This is a genomic window from Brevibacterium sp. UCMA 11754, assembly GCF_021532275.1.
Taxonomy (GTDB): Bacteria; Actinomycetota; Actinomycetes; order Actinomycetales; family Brevibacteriaceae; genus Brevibacterium.
In genome coordinates, this window is record NZ_JACBOT010000012.1 from 67,304 (window position 1) to 85,391 (window position 18,088).

Consider the following 18,088-nt stretch of genomic DNA (forward strand, 5'->3'; position numbering starts at 1 on the left):
TCAGGGGCGAAGTACCAGCGAATCCTCGGTGTGCCGGTCCAGCGCATCGGGTGTGTACGGCCAGGGCCGGGTTGCGCCGGACGCCCAGTCCTCGGTCTGATCTGCATAGTGCGGGTGGAAGGCGTGGCCCGAAGCCCCCGTGAGGTTGATCCACTGGGAGTGGTTGAAGTCCTTGAGGTCGACGATCTGTCGCATCGAGGGCACCCAGTTCGTCTCGAAGCCCACCGAGGCGTCCCAGCCCGTGGCATTGACTTCTCCGGACCCGCCCGAGACTTCGTAGGGGCCTCGATTGAACAGCCGCTCAATGGGTTTGATCCCTGATTCGCCGAGGCTGGCGTTGCGGGTGGTCAGCCTGTGCAGGATGCCCCACCGCCAGGTCACAGGTTCGGAGCCGAGCAGATCTTCGGTCGTCTTCCATGCAGAATCCATGGCTCGAGCCAGCGCTTCGTCTCGATTCTCGACCTCGTCGTCGGCCCACCACTCGGAGTCGGGATCCTCCAACTGGTTCTTGATGATGAGGTACCAACGTGATCCGCCGGCCGGAGGCACCGCATCGGGCAGCTTCGGAGCGAACACTTCGTCGAGGATCGTCTTCGAGAGGACGTTGAAGTAGGCTGCGGCGGCACTGTTGGCATCATCGTGGCCGTTCCAGTCCGCGAGCAGTTCCTGCGCTTCGGCGATGTCGGTGCCCTCGCCGGCATCGATCTCTTCCAGCAGCGGGATCAGGGTCAGTGCAAGGGGATTGAGGTCATCACCCTGAATGCGAGACATGTCGCCCATCGTGACGTCCCCCTGGGCGATCGTGTCCTGCAGCAGCTTCGTGATCCGCCGCGCCCGGTCACCATCGTTGAAGTCATTGCTCAACTGGACCGACTCTCCTGGAGGGGTGACAGGATTGTTCGCCGTCACGATCCAGCCACGTTCGGGGTTGTACAGACTCGGCAGATCCTCGAAGTCGAGGTATCCCTGCCAATCTTCGTCGGTCTTCCAACCGTGCCGTGGGAGCATGCCGTCGCCCTCGCCGCGTTTGGGGATCCTCCCCGGCGCCTGATAGCCGATGTTGCCTTTGGTATCCGCGTAGATGAGGTTCTGGGAGGGGACGTCGAAGAGAGAGGCGGCCCGCCGGAATTCGGTCCAGTTCGTCGCTGCATTGAGCCCGAAGATCGCCGAGGCTGTGCTGCCCGGTTCCAGGGCTGTCCACTGCAGCGCCAACTGGTAGTGCTCGTCGGCGGGACCTGATTTCGTGTCTTCGGTGTTCGCCCCGGTCGAGGCATCGAGCACATTGCGATAGGTTCCATCGAGGTCCGAGATGAGAGGGCCGTTGCTCGTTGAGCGGATCGTGATCTCGCGAGGTTCCTGTTTCGCTATCTTCACGGTCTCCTTGCGTGTGGTCACGGTTTCGTCCCCGGAATCACGGACGACTTCGCCGTCGCGGACCTTCTCGACCACGAGGTCGGCGACGTCGGGCCCCAGGTTCGTCAGCCCCCAGGCGATGCTCTGGTTGTGGCCGATGATGACCCCGGGCAGCCCGGAGAAGGAGAACCCGGACACGTCGAAGGGGCATTCGGGCGTGATCTCGGTGCAGCGCAGTCCGATCTGATGCCACACGGAGGGCATAGCGGGAGCCAGGTGCGGATCATTGGCCAGCAGCGGGGCCCCGCTGGAGGTGTGCTCACCGGAGACCACCCACGAGTTCGACCCGATGTCACGACTGTTGACTCCCAGGAGCACCGGCAGCGACTTCAGGTGCTCCTTGAGCTCACCGAGGTTGCTGGGAGTCTCGGTCCCTCCGCCGTGTCCCGATTGCTGTGTGTTCACAGCAGTCACCTCGCCCCCGGCACGTGCTTCGTCTTCGTCACGTGCTTCGTCTTCGTCACGTGCTTTGGCACCGGCATTGCCGCCGACGATCGTCGGGCGGGTGTCATAGGGGTATTCGGGATAGATATCGGCCATCTGCTCATCATCGAGCGCGGTCTGGCTGATTGCTCGGTCGATTTCGTCCTCGACATTCGAGCGCAGGTCCCAGGCCATGGCCTTGAGCCAGGAAACACTGTCGACCGGAGTCCATTCCTCGATCTCGACCCCACCGGCCTGCAGACCGACGATGCCGTACTCGAGGGACACCTCGGTGGGGGACTTGTCGCGCAGGTAGGCGTTCACGCCCTCGGCATAGGCCTCGTAGTACGCGCGTGTCTTGTCATCGAGTTCCGCTACCTCCGCCTCGGCGACCTTTCTCCAGCCCAGTGTGCGAATGAACTTGTCGGTGCCGAACTGTGACTCGCCGAAGAGTTCCGAGAGCCGGCCCGAGGTGACATGCCTGCGGAAGTCCATCTCCCAGAATCGATCCTGGGCGTGGACGAAGCCCTGGGCCATGAAGAGGTCGTGGGAGTTGCTGGCCTCAATGGTCGGGACGCCCGAGTCATCGCGGGTGACGCTGACCTCGGCGTTCAGGCCCGACAGTGAGATGTCGCCGTCCGTCGTGGGATAGGACCGTTGGACGAGAAAGACACCGAGCAGGGTGAGGATGAGCAGCAGAACGAGGACGGCCGCGAGGATGCGGATGAGGACCTTCGCGCTCACCAAGCGATGCGCGCCGGACGGCGGTCGGACCGCTTCGACCAGAGCACTGGAATCCTCTGAATCCGCGTCTGCCATGTGTCTCCTTCGACCGAGTCTGAGTTTCAGCTCAGAATATCAGTAGACCTGGCCTTATCAGGCGGTTTGGGAGGGTAGACGAAGGTGACGAGGACGACGGAGATCATCATCAGCAGGAACCACGCCACCAGTTTGGTCATCGGCACCATCTGCCATCCGTCGATCTGGGAGGGGTAGAGCCATGCGCCGGTGACGGTGCCGATGTTCTCAGCGATCCAGATGAAGAACGCCACCAGCACGAACGCAAAGAGCACAGGCATGCGCAGAGTCAGCTTGTGCACGTGGAAGTGCATCCGACATCGGAAGAACACCACCCCGACAGCAAGGACGAGGAAGAGACGCACATCGACTATGTAGTGGTGGGTGAAGAAGTTGAGGTAGATCGCGGCGGCGATGACCGCGGTGATCCACCTCGGCGGGTAATGACTGAACCGCAGGTCGAAGAGACGATAGACGCGCACGATGTAGGAGCCGACCGCCCCGTACATGAAGCCCGTGAACAGGGGCACAGCCGCGATGTGGAGGACGCCTCCGGCCGCATAGTTCCACGAGCCCATCGATGTCTTGAAGATCTCCATTCCGGTGCCGACGATGTGGAACAGAACGATGACCCAGAGCTCGCGCCCGGTCTCCAGGCGCAGAAGGAGCATCGCCGCCTGGATCAGGACTGCCAGGATCACGAGGAGGTCATTGCGGGCCAGGCCCGCATCGTCCGGGTACCACCAAGCGGTGAGAATGATCGCGAGCAGCATGAGAGCTCCGAACAGGCAGGCCCACGCCTGTTTGATCCCGAAGACGAGGAACTCCCGTACCCCGTCCGGTACCTGTGAGAGATGCCGATTGGCGAATCGGTCTAGGAGCTGTTCGAGCCGTGTGAGTTCATGCTGATCGGCCATGAGGTCCTTCGACTGAGGGGGAGCGGTCGTGACAGAACCCTATCGCGCCCGGCCCCGCGGTCCTCGGCGCGGGTCGAGCCATCGGAGCAGCGGTCGATTCAGCAAATAGACTCGGGGCATGCACATCCTCATCTTCGGAGCCTCCGGCCACGTCGGCACGGGCCTGGCCCAGCACCTGTCCGCTGACCACCGCATCACCGGCATCGTCCGTTCACAGCCGGAGGCCACGACTGCCTATGAACCCGTCATCGTCCCCGATTGGGTGGATCGACCCCAGGCCGTCATCGACGAACTCCGCCGCTTGGACGCATCGCCGGTCGACGCGGTCATCGCTGCGGTCGGCGGGTGGTACGTGGATAACGCGATGATCGCTCGTGGGATCGTCTCGTTCGATGAGGACTATTCCTCATACCTGCGTGGTCATTTCGCGGCCTGTGCCGTATCGGAGGCGCTCGCCGAGGAATCGGCGGCGATCGCCGAAGAGTCGGGAAGTGCACATGTTCGGCACCTGGCCCTCAACGGTGTGGCCAGCCTCGAGGCCTGCGTCGGATCTGGAGCGATCAGCGTATTCGGCGCCGCACAAGAGATGCTCATCAGGGTGGCCGAGGCCGAGACGGACTCCGTGGACTATCGCGAGCTCAAGGTCATGGCACCCATCGGCGGTGATGACCGCAACGATCTGCGCGGGGGAGTGGAGACGATCAGCCTTCCCAAGGTCGCCGAAGCAGTCAGCGCGGTACTGACTCGACCAGATGAGCACGAGATCAGCACTCGGCTGGGAGTCTAGGCCAGGTCTTGGCCTGTGCTCGGGCTCTGGCTTCTACTCAGGCCTTGGCATAGCGGATGAAGACCTGATCATCGACGGTTCGCACATCGATGACTCGCAAGCTGAGGGTGGCCTCGAGCTGGGAGAAGTGGCTGCCGGTGCCCCGGGAGTAGAGCGGGCTCAGGCTCAGGTGCAGTTCGGCACCCGGGACGGCATCGAGTAGCCGGTAGGCCAGGTTCGGCCCGGACTCGCACACCAGAGTCTCACTCGTGGATTCGACGGTTTCGAGCACCTGCGCGGCAGTGTCGGGAGTGAAGTGCTGAGCTCGGTAGTCGAGGCCGGCCTCGGCGAGCTGCCTGCTCAGTTCGTCCGGGTCCGATTCGGTCAGGACATGTACGGGGGTGTGTTCGAGGGCTTTGCCCGGTGCGTTGATGACCGGCAGTGCGGGATTGAGCGCGGTCCGGCGGTCGATGATGATGGCACCTGATTGTCTGCGCAGGGAGATGAAGTAGTTGAAGTCGGCCTTCGTGGACACGCCTGTCGACCAGCCGTCCAAGGCATACGCTCCGTTGATCGTCTGTACGAGGGAGATGATGAGCTTTCGCATCCCGGTGCCTCTACTTCTGCAGCTGGGACTCGGGTCCCATGGCGATGCGCGGGTGGGCATCGGGGTCGATGGTTCCAAGGATCCATTTGAGGTCCTTCTCCTTGAGCGTCACACAGCCGTTCGTCCCGGAATCGTGGTCGAGGTGCAGCCAGATGCCGCCGCCCTTGTCCCATCCCAGCGGACGAGTCCTGTCGGTGGGTGGGGTGCCCGGCACGCGGTTGTAGTCGATTGCGATGATGTAGTCGAAGACCCGCTCGTACTCGGGACCGTAGGCCACCGTCGCCGAGGAGGGGAGCCGATCATCCTGGGTGTAGGGAAGCGCCGTCCCCGGGTCCTGCTTGTACCCGCCTGCATCGCTGAGAGTGAAGACTCCGACCGGTGAAGTCTTATCGCCCTCCCGGCGATCGGCCAGCCAGCCCTTCTTCCCATTGTGCATGTCAAAGGTCTTGCGCTTCTTCCACTGCCCGTCATCGATGCTGTAGAAGCTCAGCTGCCCGGAATCGGAATTCGCATCCGACCCGCTGGCAACGAGGACCTGTGAGGTCTCTGCGGGAATCTGTGCGGCTGTCTCCGGGCCCAGTCCGGGAACCTGAACGGAGTGGGCTGGACCTGTTGTCTCTGCGGTCGCTGCTCCGGGTGGGGTCATCTGTGCGGGGGCGGCGAAATCCCCGAGGTCATTCTGCTGTGCGGGCGCCGCGACCATCGCGGAATGAGCGGACGCACCATCATCGTCGTCACTGTCGGTCGGCGTCCCGCATGACGACAGCGTCAGGGCCAGAACAGCGATCGTCAGGCTGGTCCCGGCCCGGGTTCCACCACTGAACATGAGGCCATCATCTCACGAACCTTGAGAACACTGCGGTAGTGACTATGCGAAAATGGGCTTATGAGCATTCCACCTGTGCCGAACCACCCTCCGCGCCCCGGGCGTCGGAAACCGGCGGAGGAGTCTCCGGATTCGATCACAACGCAGTTGTTCATCGGCCAGGACAAATCCCCGGCCGCAGATGGCTCGACCCAAGCCCTCAGCGCAGACGAGCTGGCCAGACTCCGGTCGATGGTGTCCTCCGACGGAGCCGATGCCACCGAGGTGCTCAGCCTCGACGAGTTGCGCCAACTCGCCGCAGCCGAGAATGAAGAATCCGCGCTCAGCGGCCCGACACCAAGGAAGGCGAGGTCCGAGGACATCGCCGAGGCGGAGGCCGCCTCCGCACCGAAGCAGTGGAATCCACAGGGTGCCTCGGGCGGACAGTCTCCGAATCCCGAACCCTGGGGCGCCGACTTCGGTGCGCCCGGGCAGCCCGCTCCTCAACCGCATCCCCCCGAGTACCCCGGAAACGAGTCGCACGTGCCCAACGGCGCATCACCCTACGCCCCACATGCTGCAGCCGCCTATGCAGGACACGGTGGTCCCGGACCCGGTGGACCAGCCGGTCCCAACGGCGGCGGTTATGGCCCCGGTGGACCCGGGGGATACGGACCTGGCGGGCCAGCAGGACCCGGCGGACCCTACCGCCGTGAACCCGATACGAAGAAGGTTCCGGGTTGGCTCTGGGCCCTGGCTGCGATCGCACTGGTGATCGCCCTCGGCATCGTCGGCTACATTGCCTGGGACGCGACGCAGGGCAAGGACGACGCCGCGTCCGACTCGTCCTCGCAGGGACCCTCAGACGGTGCAGGCTCCGAGTCCGACGATCCGAGTTCGAAGCCGCCGGTCGCTGCTGAGTCTTTCAAATCTCCGTCCGGCAACATCGCCTGCACCATCGATGCGGATCGCACCCGGTGCGTCATCTCATCCTTCGACTACACGCCTCCCGCAGAACCCGATGACTGCCAGTTGGACAACTGGGGAGGTGTCATAGTGGCCAATGACGAAGGTGCCGGCTTCTCCTGCCAAGAGGCCCCAGGAAATTCCGGCCCCGCTCGGGTGCTCGGCTACGGCGAATCGATCACTGCCGAAGGGATGACCTGCACATCGACCCGCGAAGGTATGACGTGCAAGTCCGATGAGACCGGTGTCGGCTTCAACATGGCGCGTGCCTCGGTCGACTTCCTCGACTAAGGGCCGGGCAGGGAGTGCTGCGAACTGAAGAGCGGCACACGACCACCGGCCACCTCGGCGATATCGGGATCATAATCTTAGGATTTGGACAGGTTTGGGATGGACTGAGCAACCAGGACTATGTTGATTGTGTGGCTCACAGGTTGCTCCTCCTTCCTTGCCGCGACGAGTCCTGATCGGACAGCACACTCGTCGCGGAGTTTTTCCTATGCTGATTAAGCACACGATCAATGAATGAGGAACCATGAAACTGCAGAAGCCGACTCCTATGCCATTCAGCAAGTACAAGTCCTTTCAGGACCGGATTGCTCTCGATATGCGCGACCGGACCTGGCCCGATCAGCTGATCCGGAAGGCTCCGCGTTGGCTGAGCACCGATCTGCGTGACGGCAACCAGGCCCTCATCGATCCGATGACGCCTGATCGCAAGCGCAAGATGTTCGACCTCTTGGTCAAGCTCGGCTTCAAGGAGATCGAGGTCGGATTCCCCGCAGCCAGCCAGGTCGACTTCGATTTCGTCCGCGAGATCATCGAGCAGGACGCAATCCCCGACGATGTGCGCATCTCCGTACTCACCCAGGCTCGTGAGGATCTCATCGAACGTACGGTGGAGTCCCTCGTCGGTGCCCAGAAGCCGACCGTCCACCTCTACAACGCGACCGCGCCGGTCTTCCGCAAGGTCGTGTTCGGCTTCGACGGTGAGGGTTTCGACCAGACTCGTGACATCGCCACCCGTGGCACCCAGGCGGTCATGAAGCACGCCGAGTCACTCCTCGGCGACGCAGACTTCGGCTACCAGTACTCACCCGAGATCTTCGTCGACACCGAACCCGAATTCGCTCTCGACATCGTCGGCAGCGTCCTCGACATGTGGCAGCCGGCCGCGGGCCGCGAGACTGTCGTCAACCTGCCGGCCACGGTTGAGCGCGGCACCCCGAACACCTACGCCGACCAGATCGAATGGTTCTGCCGGAACATGCCCTACCGCGACGAGGTAGCCGTGTCCCTGCACCCCCACAACGACAGGGGAACCGGTGTGGCGGCCGCTGAGATGGGCATCATGGCAGGTGCCGACAGGATCGAAGGCTGCCTCTTCGGCAACGGCGAACGGACCGGAAACCTCGACCTCGTCACTGTTGCGCTCAACCTCTACACCCAGGGTGTCGACCCCGAGCTGGACTTCTCCGATATCGACGAAGTCATTCATACCGTCACCGAATGCAATCAGATCGGCGTCCACGAACGTCACCCCTACGGTGGTGACCTCGTCTTCACCTCGTTCTCCGGCTCGCACCAGGACGCGATCAACAAGGCGTTCGCCGACCGTGAGAAGAAGGCCAACGAGCAGGGCGTGCCTGTGGACCTGATGGAATGGGACATGCCCTACCTGCCGGTCGACCCCAAAGATCTGGGCCGCTCCTACGAGGCGATCATCCGCGTGAACTCGCAGTCAGGCAAGGGCGGCGTCACCTACCTGCTCAAGAGCGAGTACGGTCTGGATCTGCCTCGACGCATGCAGGTCGAATTCTCCCGCGCCGTCCAGCACCACACCGAAGGCGGGGGAGAAGTCTCCGCCGAGGAGATCCGCCGCATCTTCAACTACGAGTACCTGCCCAGCGATGATCAGGACAACGCCTGGGGCCGGTTCCAGATCGTGGGCCTTCGCACCGACTCGGGCACGGTTGATGACTCGGGCGCCTCGGAGCGCGTCGAGGTCGACCTCATCGTCGACGGCCAAGAGCGCACCTACGAAGGACGCGGCAAAGGGCCCATCGATGCACTGGTGAAGGTGCTCATCGACAACTTCGACGTCGACGTTCGCCTCCAGGACTACACCGAGCACGCCATCGGGTCCGGTGCTGACACCATGGCAGCAGCGTACGTCGAGCTCACCGTCGAAGACCGTGTCGTCTGGGGTGCCGGACTCCACCCGAACATCACGAAGGCCTCACTCAAGGCCGTCGTCTCGGCGGTCAACCGTGCCGCCCGTGATCGCGAGGGTGAGCGCGAGCGCTGATCCTTCGAGAGTGGACAATCCGGGCCGGCTCCACCGCCTCGGGGCGCAATCTCACAACTGACACAGAGTGCGGCGGGGATCATTCCCCGTCGCATTCTGCGATAATGGGCAGGTGCACAATTATCGTGATGAAGGCATCGTGCTCCAAGGGCACAAGCTCGGCGAAGCCGACCGCATCGTCACTGTTCTCACCCGCAGCCACGGGCTGATCCGAGCAGTAGCGAAGGGCATTCGCCGCACCAAGTCACGCTTCGGTTCCCGGCTCGAACCCTTCATGCTCGTCGATCTGCAGTGCCACGTCGGCCGCAACCTCGACATCGTCACCCAGGTCGAACTCATCGAGCCCTTTGCACGCGGCATCGGCGCCGACTATGACGCTTACTCGGCCGCGAGTGTGATGGCGGAGACCGCCGCCAGGATCACCGAGGTCGAACCCCAATCGCGCACCCATTTCCTGCTTCTCGTCTCGGCCATCCGGTCCCTGTGCAATGGCGAGCATTCGCCGAGGCTGGCCCTCGACGCGTATCTGCTGCGGGCAATGTCTGTGGCCGGCTGGGCGCCGAGCCTGCTCGACTGCGCACAGTGCGGCAGCCCGGGCCCGCACCGTGCGTTCTCAGCCTCCTTGGGCGGTGCCGTGTGCACCTCCTGCCGACCCAGCGGAGCGGCTCTGCCGGACACCGACGCACTCGAACATATGGCCGCACTGCTCTCCGGTGACTGGGAGCGAGCGGAATCCTCGGACCTCCACGACCAGATCGACGGTTCCAAGCTCGTCTCTGACTGGGTGTCATGGCACTTGGAACGCAATATCCGATCACTGAGAGTTCTGGAGGCCAGATGAGCTATCCCGCGCCGCCCCCGCATCCCAGCGGAGCCCGACCCCCGGGCATCGAGGCGAAGTTCGTCCCGAATCACGTCGCGGTGGTCATGGACGGCAATGGACGTTGGGCCAACGACCGCGGACTGCCGCGCACCGAAGGACACAAAGCCGGAGAGGCCTCACTCCTCGAAGTCATCCACGGTGCCATCGAGATGGGTGTCGACTATCTCTCCGCCTACGCCTTCTCCACTGAGAACTGGAAGCGTTCCCCGGACGAGGTCCGCTTCCTCATGGGCTTCAACCGTGATGTCATCCGACGTCGCCGCGATGAGCTCAATGAGCTCGGCGTACGGATCGTGTGGGCCGGACGCCGTGGTCGCCTGTGGCGATCGGTCATCGACGAACTCGAGTCCGCGGCGGAGATGACCAAGCACAACACCGGCTTGGTCCTCCAGTTCTGCGTCAACTACGGAGGTCGCTCGGAGATCGTCGACGCGGTCAACCAGATCACCGCCGAGGTAGCCGCTGGCAAACTCAAATCGGGCAAGGTCAGCGAGAAGACCGTTCGCTCGCGCCTGTACGCTGCTCAGGTGCCAGACGTCGACCTGTTCCTGCGCTCCTCTGGCGAGCAGCGCACCTCGAACTTCCTGCTGTGGCAGTCCGCCTACGCGGAGATGGTCTTCCAGGACGTCCTCTGGCCCGATGTCGATCGCCGCACCCTGTGGGCCGCGATCGAGGAATACGCCCGCCGTGACCGGCGATTCGGCGGTGCCGTCGACAGCCCCAGCGCCTAACACTCAGGTTTCGACGTTCAGCGCTGCCCACGAAGGATCCTCCCGGCACCAGAAGTCCCAGCGGTTTCGCCGTCGATCACGTTTGGTGCAGTGGAGCAGTTTGCGAACTGCTTGACTGCACCAAACGTGATCGAGGAGTGCATCAAACGTGATCGAATATTCCGCGGTCCTCCATGAGAGGGGGACGCGGAAGGGCAGACTCGTCGTACGGGTGCACTCGTCGTATGCGTTCAATCGCCGTACGGGACGAGATACAGATCGGGCCCGCATCAGACGATGAGGGCCCGAGTCGGCTCTCAGCGCCGGGGGAGTCGGATAGCGGACGCCCCCATACGCTCAGGCTCAGCGATACTCAGTAGCGGTCGCTTGAGCGTTCGCCGCCGAAGCGGTCATTGCTGAACTTCTTGGCGCCTCCACGACGATCGTTGCGGAAGTTGCGGCTGTCGCCGGGCTGCTTGTCGAAGTTGCGCTTTTTGAACGGGCGAGCCGGACGGCCCGAATCCGGACGAATGTCGATCGGGCGGCCCTGGATCTGCGTGCTGGAGAGTTTGCGCATGACGGAGGAATCGAGATCCTTGGGCAGATCGACAAGGGTGTGGTTCGACCGGATGTCGATGTGACCGATCTCCTTCGAGGTCAGGCCGCCTTCGTTGGCGATGGCGCCGACAACGGCACCTGGCTGCAGGCGTTCGTTGCGGCCGATGGCCAGACGGTAGGTGGTCATATTCTCATCACGCGGACGGGATGAGCGTTCACGCCCCGGCTTGCCGTCGCGTCCGCCGCCGTCACGGTCACGAGCAGGCTTGCCACGCGAAGGCTCCGGCATGGGATCGGCCTTGAGGGTGTTCGACTCGAGCACCAGGGACGCCAGCGCTGCGGCGATGTCGGTCGCAGGCACGTTGCGGGAGAGCTCGTACTGCTCGATGACGGTCGCGAGTTCGGTCAGTTCGGTCGTCGCGAGCACATCGTCAATGCGCTTGGTGAACTTCTCCACACGGGTGTTCGTCAGCTCTTCGACGCTGGGCATCGACAGCGGCTCGACCTTCTGCTTCGTGGCGCGCTCGATGGAACCGAGCAGACGCTGCTCACGCGGGGTGACGAACAGAATAGCCTCGCCGGAACGCCCTGCGCGGCCGGTGCGGCCGATGCGGTGGACGTAGGACTCGGTGTCGTGCGGGATGTCGAAGTTGACGACGAGGGTGATGCGCTCGACGTCGAGACCGCGGGCTGCGACATCGGTAGCGACGAGGATGTCGACTTTGCCGCTGCGCAGCATATCGATCGTGCGCTCACGAGCCTGCTGTGGGATGTCACCATTGATCGCCGACGCCTTGAAGCCGCGGGCACGCAGCTTCTCAGCGAGCTCCTCCGTGGCCTGCTTGGTGCGCACGAACATGATGATGCCTTCGTACTCCTCGACCTCCAGGATCCGAGTCAGGGCATCGAGCTTATGCGAGTGCTGGACCATGTGGTAGCGCTGGCGGATGTTCGATCCGGTCTGCGACTTCGAAGCGACCCGGACCTCTTTGGGGTTGTTGAGGTATTTGCCGGTCAGGCGGTGGATCGATGTCGGCATCGTGGCGGAGAACAGAGCCACCTGACGCGAGTCGCCGGACTGGCTGAAGATCTCTTCGATGTCCTCGGCGAAGCCCATCTTGAGCATCTCGTCGGCCTCATCGAGGATGAGGTGACGGAGGTTTTCGAGCTTGAGCGATCCCTTTTTGAGGTGGTCGATGACACGACCCGGCGTTCCCACGACGACCTGAGCACCGCGCTTGAGGCCGGACAGCTGAGGGCCGTAGGCCTGGCCGCCGTAGATCGGGAGGACGGAGAAGTCGTTGAGATTCGTCGCATACGAGGTGAACGCCTCGGCGACCTGGATCGCAAGCTCACGGGTGGGGGTCAGGACCAGAGCGAAGGGACCGTCGTTGGCGCGGCCGGCCTCGGCGAGGTCGGACAGTGCTGGAAGAGCGAAAGCGGCGGTCTTGCCGGTGCCGGTCTGGGCCAGGCCGATGACATCGCGGCCGTCGACCAGCGCGGGGATCGTTTCAGCCTGGATCGGGGTCGGGGTTTCATAACCCTGAGCCTCGACTGCCTGGAGGACGAGCGGGTGGAGACCCAGCTCGGAGAACTTCGGTGTTGTCGGATTGTCGGATGTGGACACATCTGTCATGAGTCTTCTCTCTCACGTCGGCACACACTTGATCGCAGATGACTGTAGTGGCGATCTACCCTGCGGCCGCTTGTGCAATCATCGTGAGCAATCCGGGCCGAAACCGTATGCGATCCAAGGCTTGCTTGGACAGACTTGAAAACCGTCAGTACGGAGAAAGGTTTGGGTGTGCCTCAATCCTACATGCCCCACGTCCGCCGAGGCGGTAATGCGGCCCGGATTAAGTGTGAGTTCCGTCGCCCATGAGTCGAGAACCTCGGACGGGAGCTGAACAGATAGGCTGTACCTGCGAGCCACGGCAGCCGGCCGTCGGCGAACTACCTCAAGGAGAATAAACGTGGCACAGTCCAAGTTGGATGCCGTCATCGCCCTGGCCAAACGCAGAGGATTCGTCTTCCAAGCCGGAGAGATCTATGGCGGGTCCCGTTCGGCCTGGGACTACGGGCCCTTGGGCGTTGAGCTCAAGGACAACATCAAGGCCCAGTGGTGGCAGACCTTCGTCCGCGGTCGCGAAGACGTCGTCGGACTCGACTCCTCCATCATCCTGCCCAAGCGCGTGTGGGAGGCCTCCGGACATGTGGAGACCTTCGTCGATCCGCTCGTCGAATGCCTCAACTGCCACAAGCGCCACCGCGAGGACCACCTCGTCGAAGCCTACGAAGCCAAGCACTCGAAGACACCCGAGAACGGTATGGCCGACATCGTCTGCCCCGACTGCGGGAACCGTGGACAGTGGACCGAGCCGCAGGAGTTCTCCGGCCTGGTCAAGACCTTCCTGGGACCGGTGGAATCGGAGGCAGGTCTGAACTATCTGCGCCCCGAAACCGCACAGGGAATCTTCGTCAACTTCAACAACGTCGTCACCGCGGCACGGAAGAAGCCGCCGTTCGGCATCGGCCAGATCGGCAAGGCCTTCCGCAACGAGATCACTCCCGGAAACTTCATCTTCCGCACACGTGAGTTCGAGCAGATGGAGCTCGAGTACTTCGTTCGTCCCGAAGAGGCCGACGCCTACTATCGTGAGTGGGTCGAGGCCTGCTGGAACTGGTTCATCGACCTCGGCATCTCCGAAGACAACGTGCGCCGCCTCGACGTTCCCGAAGATGACCGGGCACACTACTCCTCCGGCACGATCGACGTTGAGTACCGCTTCGGCTTCCAGGGATCGGAATGGGGTGAGCTGATGGGCGTGGCCAACCGCACCGATTACGACCTCGGCACCCACACCGAGGCTTCGGGTGCGAAGCTGCAGTACTTCGATCAGGCCAGTGGCGAACGCTTCACTCCCTACGTGATCGAACCGTCCTTCGGTCTGACCCGTTCGATGATGGCCTTCCTCGTCGATGCCTACACTGAGGACGAGGCACCCAACACCAAGGGCGGCGTGGACAAGCGCATCGTGCTTAAGCTCGATCCGCGCCTGGCTCCTATCAAGGCGGCCGTGCTGCCGCTGAGTCGCAACGAGAAGCTGACACCGGCGGCCAAGGAACTCGCGGCTCGACTGCGCAGGCGTTGGAACATCGACTTCGATGATGCCGGCGCGATCGGTCGTCGGTACCGCCGTCAGGACGAGATCGGCACCCCGCTGTGCATCACGTTCGACTTCGACTCGCTCGACGACGACGCGGTCACAATCCGCAAGCGCGACGATATGAGCCAGGAGCGCGTCAGCTTCGATCAGGTCGAGAATTACCTGGCCGAGCACCTCGGCATCTGAAAGTCCGCTGGGCTCTGACCACCAGTTGGAGCCTGTCACCGGTGGCTCCTGAGAATCGGGCCCGGTCGGTCGTGAAATCGACCGGCCGGGCCCGTTCGGTTGCGCTGCCGTGGGCACCATCATTGACATCGCCATTCAATTCGCACACCGAGCCCGCGCATCGACACGAAGGTCCGCCATGCATATGACGCTCCAAGGGAAGCCCACAGCCTCGCCGAGGGTCCGCCTGATCATGATCGTGTGTCTCCTTCCGCTGGTCCTCATCACGATCGGGGGCCTGGTCCTACTGTGGCCGCAGGGACCGGAGCAGGACCTGCCCGGCGGCGGTCCGATGACGAATTCAGCACCGGGAGTCTCCCACGCTGAAGCCAGAGTCACCGCCGTGGACGCGTCGAACTGCGAGACCAGTGAGCCCGATCCGATGCTCGAGGCCGACTGCATGGAGTTCACGGCCGAAGTGGATGGGCAGGAGGGGAGCCTCTATGTGACTCCCGACGCCATCGTGTCCGGGGTCGGTGTCGGAGATTCGCTCAAGGTCCTCGACTTCACTCAGTCGAGCGACCGCGCAGAGACCGAGACTGACTATGTGTTCATCGACTACGACCGAGATGTCCCGATCCTTGCCTTGGTGATCATGTACGGGGTCGTCGTTCTCGCCGTCGCAGGTTTTCGAGGCCTGCGTGCATTGACAGGCCTTGCCTTCGCCGGTGCCGTGCTGATTGTGTTCATGCTCCCGGCGATCCTCGACTCCAAGCCGCCGATCCTCGTGGCAATGGTCGCGGCGAGTGCGATCATGATCATCGCCCTGTATCTGGCCCATGGCGTGTCGACGCGGACGACCACGGCACTTTTCGGGACCGTCGCCGGCATCGTCATCACGGGGCTGCTCGGGGCATGGATGACGTCCTGGGCCAATCTCGGCATCGCCTACTCCGAAGAGGGATTCCTCCTCACCGGCACCACGGACGTGTCGTTGGCTGACCTGATCGTCTGCGCGATCCTCGTGACCGGACTCGGTGTTCTCAACGACGTCACCATCACCCAGGCGTCGGCGGTCTGGGAGCTGGCCACGGTGGCACCAGATCTCAAGTCCAGGCAGCTCTTCGCCCGAGCGATGCGCATCGGTCGCGACCACATCGCCTCGACGGTGTACACCATCACGTTCGCCTATGTGGGGTCCGCGCTGACCACACTCCTCATCGTCTCCGCCCACCACCAGTCGTTCTTCGAGACCCTGACATTGGGGGAGATGGCACTTGAGGTCGTGAGCATCCTCGTGTGTTCGATCGGCTTGGTCATCGCCATCCCGCTGACGACTGCTTTAGGGGTGCTCGTCGTACGATCGGGCCTGCGGCCGCCGCCACGCGTTGCACCGACGCAGAGCAGCATCCCACCCTCGCAGGAGCAGAATTCCACGGCCGACCCAGCCCTGGACTGACGCCTGACATGAAGTGCGGATGCCCGATACGAAACTGCCCCGAGACCTCAAAGAGGAATCGGGGCAGTTTCCATGCGACCGAGCTTCAGGCTGCGATCAGAGCTTCGTCCAGGCTTCCGAGAGGACGCCGCGGATGATCTGCTCCATCTCGTCGAACTCCTTCTGACCCACGGTCAGGGGAGGCGAGAGCTGGATAACTGGATCCCCACGGTCATCGGCACGGCAGTACAGGCCGTTTTCATACATCTTCGCGGACACGAAGTTCTTGAGGATGCGCTCCGACTCCTCCTCTGTGAAGGACTCCTTGGTGTCGCGATCCTTGACGAGTTCGATGCCGTAGAAGAAGCCCTCACCGCGAACGTCACCGACGATCGGCAGGTCCTTGAGCTTCTCGAGCGTGAACTTGAACGCGGCGGCATTCTCGTGGACGTGATCGTTGAGCTTCTCTTTCTCGAACACGTCGAAGTTTGCCATCGCGGCGGCACAGGCGACGGGATGACCGCCGAAGGTGTAGCCGTGGTAGAAGGTCTCCTCGCCACCGGGGCCGAAGGGCTCGAACAGGCGATCCGAGGCGATCATCGCACCCAGCGGAGCGTACCCTGAGGTGATGCCCTTGGCGCTGGTGATGATGTCGGGGACGTAGCCGAAGTCGTTGCAGGCGAACATATCGCCGATGCGACCGTAGGCGCAGATGGTCTCATCGGAGACCATGAGCACGTCGTACTCGTCGCAGATCTCACGCACCCGATCGAAGTATCCGGGTGGCGGTGGGAAGCAGCCGCCGGAGTTCTGCACCGGCTCGAGGAACACGGCCGCAACCGAATCGGCGCCTTCGAACTCGATGGCCTCGGCGATGCGGTCGGCTGCCCAGCGGCCGAAGGCCTTCTCATCGTGGGCGTAGGGCTGCGGCGAACGGTAGAAATTCGTGTTGGGCACCTTGATCGCACCAGGTACCAGGGGCGCAAACTGTTCGCGCAGATCCGGCAGCGAGGTCACGGACAGGGCACCGTGCGGCGTGCCGTGGTAGGCGGTAGCGCGTGAGATGATCTTGTGCTTGCCCGGTTTGCCGGTGATCTTGAAGTAGTTCTTCGCCAGCTTCATCGCGGACTCGACCGAATCACCGCCGCCGGAGGTCAGGAAGACGCGGTTGAGGTCGCCGGGAGCGTAGCTGGCCAGGCGCTCTGAGACCTCGATGGCCTGCGGATGGGCGAAGGACCACAGCGGCATGAACGGCAGCTTCAGCGCCTGATCGTACATTGCCTTCGCGATCTCCTCGCGACCGTGGCCAACTTGGACAGTGAACAGTCCGGCCAGGCCGTCAAGGTACTTGTTGCCCTTATCGTCGAAGATGTGGTGGCCTTCGCCACGGGTGATGATCGGTGCTTCACCACCGTTGAACAGTGACTGGTGCGGAGCCATGTGCATCCACACGTTGTTGCGGATGGCATCCTGATAGCCGGTGCCAGCTCTGGTGACATTCTCTGTCATCGCGTCCCCCAATTGTATTTTTGCTTTTCGAGTGAGAGGTACATGAAGAGCTCCGTGTCCACGACTGCGTCGATCGAACGGAGCTCTTGGTTGACGAATTCGATCAGGTGGCGATCCGATTCGCAGACGATCTCGACCAGGATGTCGAACGACCCTGCGGTCACGACGAGATAGTCGATCTCGTCGTATCCGTGAAGTCTGTCGGCGACCTTGGAGATATCGCCCCGAACCTTGACTCCCACCATGGCCTGTCGGGCGAAGCCCAGACTCAAGGGATCGGTCACGGCGACGATTTCCATCACGCCGGAATCGATGAGCCTGGAAACCCGCTGACGGACTGCGGCTTCGGACAGCCCGACAGACTTGCCGATTGCCGAATATGACTTGCGTCCATCGTGCTGCAACTCGACGATGATCGCTTTCGATTTCTCGTCAAGATTGCCCAGGCGGTGACTGCTTCCGCTCGGCATCAAGTGGGCCATTCTTCACCTCCGTGATTTGGGTCTCAGCACAATCTATCATCAATTCGGTCGGAATGCGCATCCTGGTGTGCGAATTCCGTCGAATCCTAAAAAGATTGATTCTGGATCCGTCATGAATCTGCATTTCTACCCGCGACAACACGCGTGTCGCAGTGATTGACATGGTGTGATGC

14 protein-coding genes are annotated in these 18,088 nt (G+C 62.7%); 7 read left to right on the forward strand and 7 right to left on the reverse strand.

Annotated features, from left to right (window positions below):
• Together HX613_RS07260 and HX613_RS07265 are read right to left on the reverse strand one after the other, a co-directional pair.
• Nucleotides 1-2,655 (reverse strand): penicillin acylase family protein, encoded by a 2,655-nt coding sequence (locus HX613_RS07260; RefSeq protein ID WP_235344722.1) that lies wholly within the window; start codon nt 2,653-2,655, stop codon nt 1-3.
• 26 nt (nt 2,656-2,681) lie between these two features.
• Nucleotides 2,682-3,551: a DUF817 domain-containing protein gene (locus HX613_RS07265; RefSeq protein WP_235344723.1), complete on the reverse strand. Its 870-nt coding sequence runs from the start codon at nt 3,549-3,551 to the stop codon at nt 2,682-2,684.
• A 118-nt stretch (nt 3,552-3,669) separates the two neighbouring features.
• Between HX613_RS07265 and HX613_RS07270 the strand changes: the two genes are divergently transcribed.
• The gene (locus HX613_RS07270; RefSeq protein ID WP_235344724.1) at nt 3,670-4,338 is read left to right on the forward strand and encodes an NAD(P)-dependent oxidoreductase; all 669 of its coding nucleotides are present in this window, start codon (nt 3,670-3,672) and stop codon (nt 4,336-4,338) included.
• A 37-nt stretch (nt 4,339-4,375) separates the two neighbouring features.
• Here the strand turns inward: HX613_RS07270 and HX613_RS07275 are convergent, their stop codons facing one another.
• Both HX613_RS07275 and HX613_RS07280 read right to left on the reverse strand, forming a co-directional pair.
• The gene (locus HX613_RS07275; RefSeq protein ID WP_235344725.1) at nt 4,376-4,924 is read right to left on the reverse strand and encodes a dihydrofolate reductase family protein; all 549 of its coding nucleotides are present in this window, start codon (nt 4,922-4,924) and stop codon (nt 4,376-4,378) included.
• A 10-nt stretch (nt 4,925-4,934) separates the two neighbouring features.
• The gene (locus tag HX613_RS07280; protein WP_235344726.1) at nt 4,935-5,750 is read right to left on the reverse strand and encodes a L,D-transpeptidase family protein; all 816 of its coding nucleotides are present in this window, start codon (nt 5,748-5,750) and stop codon (nt 4,935-4,937) included.
• A gap of 60 nt (nt 5,751-5,810) precedes the next feature.
• Here HX613_RS07280 and HX613_RS07285 point away from each other — a divergent pair, with 60 nt between their 5' ends.
• The 4 genes from HX613_RS07285 (at nt 5,811) to HX613_RS07300 (ending at nt 10,617) form a co-directional block, all read left to right on the forward strand.
• A complete protein-coding gene (locus HX613_RS07285) occupies nt 5,811-6,986 on the forward strand; it encodes a DUF6636 domain-containing protein (protein ID WP_235344727.1) in 1,176 nt (391 codons plus the stop codon).
• Nucleotides 6,987-7,230: 244 nt separating this feature from the next.
• Nucleotides 7,231-9,003 (forward strand): 2-isopropylmalate synthase, encoded by a 1,773-nt coding sequence (leuA, locus tag HX613_RS07290; protein ID WP_235344728.1) that lies wholly within the window; start codon nt 7,231-7,233, stop codon nt 9,001-9,003.
• A gap of 112 nt (nt 9,004-9,115) precedes the next feature.
• On the forward strand, nt 9,116-9,844 hold the full coding sequence (gene recO, locus HX613_RS07295) for a DNA repair protein RecO (protein ID WP_235344729.1): 729 nt from the start codon (nt 9,116-9,118) through the stop codon (nt 9,842-9,844).
• Nucleotides 9,841-10,617 carry an isoprenyl transferase gene (locus HX613_RS07300; RefSeq protein ID WP_235344730.1) on the forward strand — a complete coding sequence of 259 codons (777 nt, stop codon included), beginning with the start codon at nt 9,841-9,843 and terminating at the stop codon, nt 10,615-10,617. The genes recO and HX613_RS07300 overlap by 4 nt, the downstream gene beginning before the upstream one ends.
• 352 nt (nt 10,618-10,969) lie before the next feature.
• On the opposite strand, the gene HX613_RS07305 is transcribed toward HX613_RS07300, so the two are convergent.
• The gene (locus HX613_RS07305) at nt 10,970-12,790 is read right to left on the reverse strand and encodes a DEAD/DEAH box helicase (protein WP_235344731.1); all 1,821 of its coding nucleotides are present in this window, start codon (nt 12,788-12,790) and stop codon (nt 10,970-10,972) included.
• Nucleotides 12,791-13,127: 337 nt separating this feature from the next.
• Here HX613_RS07305 and HX613_RS07310 point away from each other — a divergent pair, with 337 nt between their 5' ends.
• Nucleotides 13,128-14,507 carry a glycine--tRNA ligase gene (locus tag HX613_RS07310; RefSeq protein WP_235344732.1) on the forward strand — a complete coding sequence of 460 codons (1,380 nt, stop codon included), beginning with the start codon at nt 13,128-13,130 and terminating at the stop codon, nt 14,505-14,507.
• A gap of 178 nt (nt 14,508-14,685) precedes the next feature.
• On the forward strand, nt 14,686-15,945 hold the full coding sequence (locus tag HX613_RS07315) for a YibE/F family protein (RefSeq protein WP_235344733.1): 1,260 nt from the start codon (nt 14,686-14,688) through the stop codon (nt 15,943-15,945).
• Between the two features lie 96 nt (nt 15,946-16,041).
• On the opposite strand, the gene HX613_RS07320 is transcribed toward HX613_RS07315, so the two are convergent.
• Together HX613_RS07320 and HX613_RS07325 are read right to left on the reverse strand one after the other, a co-directional pair.
• Nucleotides 16,042-17,433: an aspartate aminotransferase family protein gene (locus tag HX613_RS07320; RefSeq protein ID WP_096177750.1), complete on the reverse strand. Its 1,392-nt coding sequence runs from the start codon at nt 17,431-17,433 to the stop codon at nt 16,042-16,044.
• Complete coding sequence (locus HX613_RS07325) at nt 17,430-17,915, reverse strand: Lrp/AsnC family transcriptional regulator (protein WP_096167274.1); 486 nt, start codon at nt 17,913-17,915, stop codon at nt 17,430-17,432. The genes HX613_RS07320 and HX613_RS07325 overlap by 4 nt, the downstream gene beginning before the upstream one ends.
• Between the last annotated feature and the right edge of the window lie 173 nt (nt 17,916-18,088).

Coding starts and splice junctions, on each gene's coding strand:
- HX613_RS07260 (WP_235344722.1), bottom strand. CDS start 2,655: ATGGCAGACGCGGATTCAGAGGATTCCAGTGCTCTGGTCGAAGCGGTC.
- HX613_RS07265 (WP_235344723.1), bottom strand. CDS start 3,551: ATGGCCGATCAGCATGAACTCACACGGCTCGAACAGCTCCTAGACCGA.
- HX613_RS07270 (WP_235344724.1), top strand. CDS start 3,670: ATGCACATCCTCATCTTCGGAGCCTCCGGCCACGTCGGCACGGGCCTG.
- HX613_RS07275 (WP_235344725.1), bottom strand. CDS start 4,924: ATGCGAAAGCTCATCATCTCCCTCGTACAGACGATCAACGGAGCGTAT.
- HX613_RS07280 (WP_235344726.1), bottom strand. CDS start 5,750: ATGTTCAGTGGTGGAACCCGGGCCGGGACCAGCCTGACGATCGCTGTT.
- HX613_RS07285 (WP_235344727.1), top strand. CDS start 5,811: ATGAGCATTCCACCTGTGCCGAACCACCCTCCGCGCCCCGGGCGTCGG.
- leuA (WP_235344728.1), top strand. CDS start 7,231: ATGAAACTGCAGAAGCCGACTCCTATGCCATTCAGCAAGTACAAGTCC.
- HX613_RS07300 (WP_235344730.1), top strand. CDS start 9,841: ATGAGCTATCCCGCGCCGCCCCCGCATCCCAGCGGAGCCCGACCCCCG.
- HX613_RS07305 (WP_235344731.1), bottom strand. CDS start 12,790: ATGACAGATGTGTCCACATCCGACAATCCGACAACACCGAAGTTCTCC.
- HX613_RS07315 (WP_235344733.1), top strand. CDS start 14,686: ATGCATATGACGCTCCAAGGGAAGCCCACAGCCTCGCCGAGGGTCCGC.
- HX613_RS07320 (WP_096177750.1), bottom strand. CDS start 17,433: ATGACAGAGAATGTCACCAGAGCTGGCACCGGCTATCAGGATGCCATC.
- HX613_RS07325 (WP_096167274.1), bottom strand. CDS start 17,915: ATGGCCCACTTGATGCCGAGCGGAAGCAGTCACCGCCTGGGCAATCTT.